Below are 4,471 nucleotides of genomic sequence, written 5' to 3'. Positions count from 1 at the left end.
CAAACTTTTTGTAACAGGTTTACGCAAACCATCTGTAGAAGGTGGTTTATGACTATTTGTAGAGTTTTTTTTTGAAGCATGTTCTAGTTCTTGAATCCGTTTTTCTAACTTAGAGAATGTTTCTTCAAATAAAGAAATAACAGCTTCAGGTCCTTTTTTATATGCATCTAAAATGATTTTTCGATCGACCATCCTATTCACCCCCCTGTTTGATATACTCAGTATTTACAAATGGGAGGCATATGAAACTAGTAAAATTAAAAAAAGACACCAAAAGGTGGCTGAGTAGTTACAAATTATCAACTAAACATGGTGTGAAATATAAATATATTGAGTGTTATCTTAATGATATAGAAGAGATTAATAGGAGACTGCAAACACGTAAGCGTATGATCAGTCAAATTGAAAAGGTGGAGTCGGAAGTAGGTTTTGAAAAGTGGTTAAATGGTAGTCAAAGACCTTTAAATAATGAATACCTTATTGTGGATTCTAGTAAGCCTATAGAGCAATATGTGGAAAAAATGATGGATTATATGACTAAGTAGAGAAAAGACGTTATCTTCATTTGTGAAGATAACGTCTTTTGTTTTTAAATATCAGGTGTTTCTGTAGAAGTGCTTATTTTCCTACGGGAGCGTCTTTTTCTCCCGATTTTATCTAATAGTTCATACATAACTGGAACGACTACTAATGTAAGAACAGTCGAGACTGCCAAACCGCCGATGACAACGACGGCTAAACTTTTTGATACCATACTTCCTGCTTGGGATTGGCCAAATAGGAGCGGGAGCATAGCAACGATTGTTGTAATAGCTGTCATAATAATTGGGCGTAGTCTAGTAGAACCTGCTTCAAGTAAGGCTTCTCTAGTTTCCATTCCGTGTTCCCGATTTTGTTGGACTCTTTCTATTAATACAATAGCGTTTGTAACGACAATCCCGATTAACATTAATGCGCCAATCAAGGAATTTACATCAACAGGTGTTCGTGAAATGATTAATCCTAAAATACCACCGACAGCAGCTAACGGTAAGGAGAATAGGATTGCAAAAGGAGCGCGTGCTTGCCCGAAGGTGATAACCATAATTAAATATACAATCCCGATTGCAATCCCCATAATTTTGAATAAATCTGTAAAATTCTCTTGCATAGATTCAGTAGCTCCTGCGATATTTACTTTTGAACCGCTAGGTAAATCTAAGTCAGTTATCGCTTTATTTACTGCTGTGTTTACTTTACTCAAATCTTCATTTGAAGCTTCGGCGGTAATTTGAATTGTTTCTTTTCCGTCTTTATGGAAAATTTCTGTTTGCGTTTGTTTTTCTGAAATAGTTGCGATGTCTTTTAAAGGAATTGGTCCATTAGTAGGTGATAGTATGTTTGTATTTAAAATATCTTCTTGTTTAGTAATGTTTTCCTTTTTATGTTCTATCATAATAGTAGTTTTTTCATTATTAATTGTAATTTCGCCAATAGGTGATTTCTTCATAAGGAATGATACTTGTTGCGCAGCTATTTCTGGTGTTAAACCTAGTTGTTCAGCCTTTGTTTGATCAATATGAATTTGCCATTCTTTCTTAGAGTCTTCTAAATTCGTTTTTACTTTAGAAAGATCATCCATGCTTTTTAGTTTTGTTTCGACGATAGTAGCCGCCTCTTTTAAATCCGCTTCGTTAGTAGCTGTTACGTTAAATTGTAAGTTGTTGCCGCCGCCAGAGCTTGAATAACTTGTTTTTATATAATCAAGTTCAGCAGGCTCAAAAGTTTTATTTTCCTTTTTTAGCTCTTTAATATATTGATCAATATCAGAACCTTTTTTAAAGACTACAAATATACTAGCAAGGTTATTTTTAGTTGTTTGCCCCCATTGTGCATCTTCTGCGCTAGATCCCATTCGTAAAATAACGTCTGTTACATATGAATTAGAAAGTAATTTCTTTTCGAAATCGAATGCTTTTTGTTTTTGAGCTTCAGCATTATAATCGGCTGGAAATGTCATGTTAATAGATAACATTGTGTCATCCTCAGATTTTATGTTTGCTTTCGGTAGTAATATATAGACTGCAATCGATCCTGCAAATAATAAAAATGCAGTAAGTAGAATAATGAATTTATGAGAAAGAGACCACTTTAACGTAGCGACATATCGTGATGAAGAACTTGACTTTCGATGCTTTGTTTTTTTGAGTAGTAAAAAAGCCATAAGTGGAACGACTGTGAGTGCAACGATTAAGGATGATAGAATAGAATATACAACTGCTAATACCATAGGTAACATTAATTTTCCGATTGCTCCTGATACGAGGCCGATAGGTAAAAAAACAGCGACCGTTGTTAAAGTAGAAGAAGTAATTGCGACGGCGACTTCTTTCGTTGCATCAAGAATAATATTTTTAGAGAAAGAATCTTTTTGTAAACGGCGGAAAATATTCTCGATGACAACGATACTATCATCGACGAGACGTCCAACCGCAACAGCTAAACCACCAAGGGTTAAAATGTTAAGTGTGATGTTAGATTGATGTAGTAAAAAGAGTGTTAATAAAATAGATAATGGAATACTGACAACAGCGATGAGTGTTGTTCGGAAGTTACGTAAAAAGATTAAGATAATTAGAGTTGCAGCGATTGCTCCAAGTATTACTTCTTTTCCCATGCTAGTAACAGCATTTTCAACTTGTTCATGGGTTGAAGCCAAAAGTTTAATAGAAAATTGATCTTTATATTCCTTATCTATCTCTTTAACTTTTTTATCAATCTCTTTTCCAATGGCAACTGCATTTTTACGTGGTTCTTTCATGATGATTAATCCTGTGCCTTCTTCTCCGTTTATATGTGAGATTGTATCGTAGTGTTGTTTAATTTCAATTTGAGCAATGTCTTGCAATTTCACTTGGGGTGCCACAGTGATGTTTTTAATGTCATTTACATTTTTTATGTCCCCAATGACGCGGAGGTTGTATTCTTCCTGATTAACAGTAATTGCCCCAGCTGGAGTAGAAGTTTCTTTTCCTTGTAAAACAGTGAGTACCTGCTGTGATGTTACGTTTTTGTTTTTTAATTGGTTCGGATCAAGTACGATAGATAATTCAGAGGTGGATTTTCCGAAAAACATAACATTAGCAACACCATCAATGTTTTCGAGTTGTGGTACGATTTCTTTTTCAATTTGTTTTTCATCTGCTTTTGAAAACCCGTTTTGTTTCTGGATAGTAATTTGGGCGAGTGGAATCATAGAAGTGTTTAGTTGACTAACTACGGGCTTGGTTACATCTTTAGGTAATTTAATTGTATTGACGGCTTTTTCGACTTCGCGTGCTGCATCTTTCATGTTTGCTTTTGATGTATACGCAATGTCGATACGTGATAATCCCTCGTATGTAGAAGAAGTAATGGTGTCGATGTGTTCTAAATTGCGAAATTGTTTTTCGAGAGGATCAGTTACATCCTTTGTCATCGTTTCAGCGTCGAGTCCTTGAGATAAGGTTGTGACGGTAATTGCTGGATTGTCGATACTTGGTAAAAATTCCATAGGTAATTTAGAGCCGGAATAAACACCGAGTATGGAAATGAGAAAAATCATGATGATAATGGCAGCTCGGTTTTTTAATGAAAACTTTGTTAACCTATCCATAAAATAATTCCTCCATTGGTTTATTTATAGTTGAGTACATCCTTTCTTACTATATAACAAAAAATGGATATTTTTCATTAATTAAATGTAAAAAAATTCTAATAATATTCTTAAGTTTATATTTGCATTGGAATTGTTTAATGTGGATGGGATTTTTTCTTACGGCTAAGTTATATCGTTATTCTATAGAAGGATAATTATTATAAACTTTAATATAGAAGAGAATGAAAACCTGGGAAGGTATTGTGAAATGCAATTTGGTTGAATGAAGTGTAGTAGTATACAATCAGAATAACTATTTTTAGTAGGAAGGATAATAATTCTTTCTATAGAAGAAAGTAGGATAGATAATTTTTTTGTGTTTTTTATAAAAAACACTTGTTATTTAAAAATCATGATGGTATATTAATAAACGTCGCTGATGCGGAAACGCAGAAAACGACAAAAAAGAAATTTATAAACTTAGTTGACATCGAAAAATGAAGATGTTAATATGATGAAGTCGCTTCTGAAGCGGCGGACAAGTTCTTTGAAAACTGAACGAAACAAACAACGTGAAACGTCAATTTTTATTTTTAGATGCTAGACAAACTAACTTTATTGGAGAGTTTGATCCTGGCTCAGGATGAACGCTGGCGGCGTGCCTAATACATGCAAGTCGAGCGAATGGATTGAGAGCTTGCTCTCAAGAAGTTAGCGGCGGACGGGTGAGTAACACGTGGGTAACCTGCCCATAAGACTGGGATAACTCCGGGAAACCGGGGCTAATACCGGATAACATTTTGAACTGCATGGTTCGAAATTGAAAGGCGGCTTCGGCTGTCACTTATGGATGGA

General features: G+C 34.7%; 2 protein-coding genes, 1 rRNA gene and 1 pseudogene. 2 read left to right on the top strand and 2 right to left on the bottom strand.

Features of this window, described 5'->3' with window-relative positions; genetic code table 11:
• Positions 1-192 (bottom strand): DUF6444 domain-containing protein (locus ATL10_RS30265; protein WP_258375847.1); only part of this gene is annotated, 192 nt, incomplete at its 3' end.
• A 101-nt stretch (positions 193-293) separates the two neighbouring features.
• On the opposite strand from ATL10_RS30265, the pseudogene ATL10_RS30260 reads away from it, so the two are divergent.
• Positions 294-545 (top strand): annotated as a pseudogene (locus ATL10_RS30260) (AAA family ATPase); the annotation flags it as partial.
• 44 nt (positions 546-589) lie between these two features.
• On the opposite strand, the gene ATL10_RS30255 reads toward ATL10_RS30260, so the two are convergent.
• Positions 590-3,634: an efflux RND transporter permease subunit gene (locus tag ATL10_RS30255; protein ID WP_110498304.1), complete on the bottom strand. Its 3,045-nt coding sequence runs from the start codon at positions 3,632-3,634 to the stop codon at positions 590-592.
• A 597-nt stretch (positions 3,635-4,231) separates the two neighbouring features.
• Between ATL10_RS30255 and ATL10_RS30245 the strand changes: the two genes are divergently transcribed.
• Positions 4,232-4,471: ribosomal RNA gene (locus tag ATL10_RS30245) — 16S ribosomal RNA — on the top strand; the annotation flags it as partial.

Origin of the sequence: Bacillus sp. 196mf (genome assembly GCF_003217275.1) — a bacterium.
Classification (GTDB): domain Bacteria; phylum Bacillota; class Bacilli; order Bacillales; family Bacillaceae_G; genus Bacillus_A; species Bacillus_A thuringiensis_S.
The sequence above is the reverse complement of the archived record's forward strand: the minus strand, read 5'-3'. Positions and strand labels throughout refer to the sequence as shown.

Bases quoted from the DNA above. Each gene is read 5' to 3' on its own strand.
- ATL10_RS30255 (WP_110498304.1), bottom strand. From the start codon at position 3,634: ATGGATAGGTTAACAAAGTTTTCATTAAAAAACCGAGCTGCCATTATC.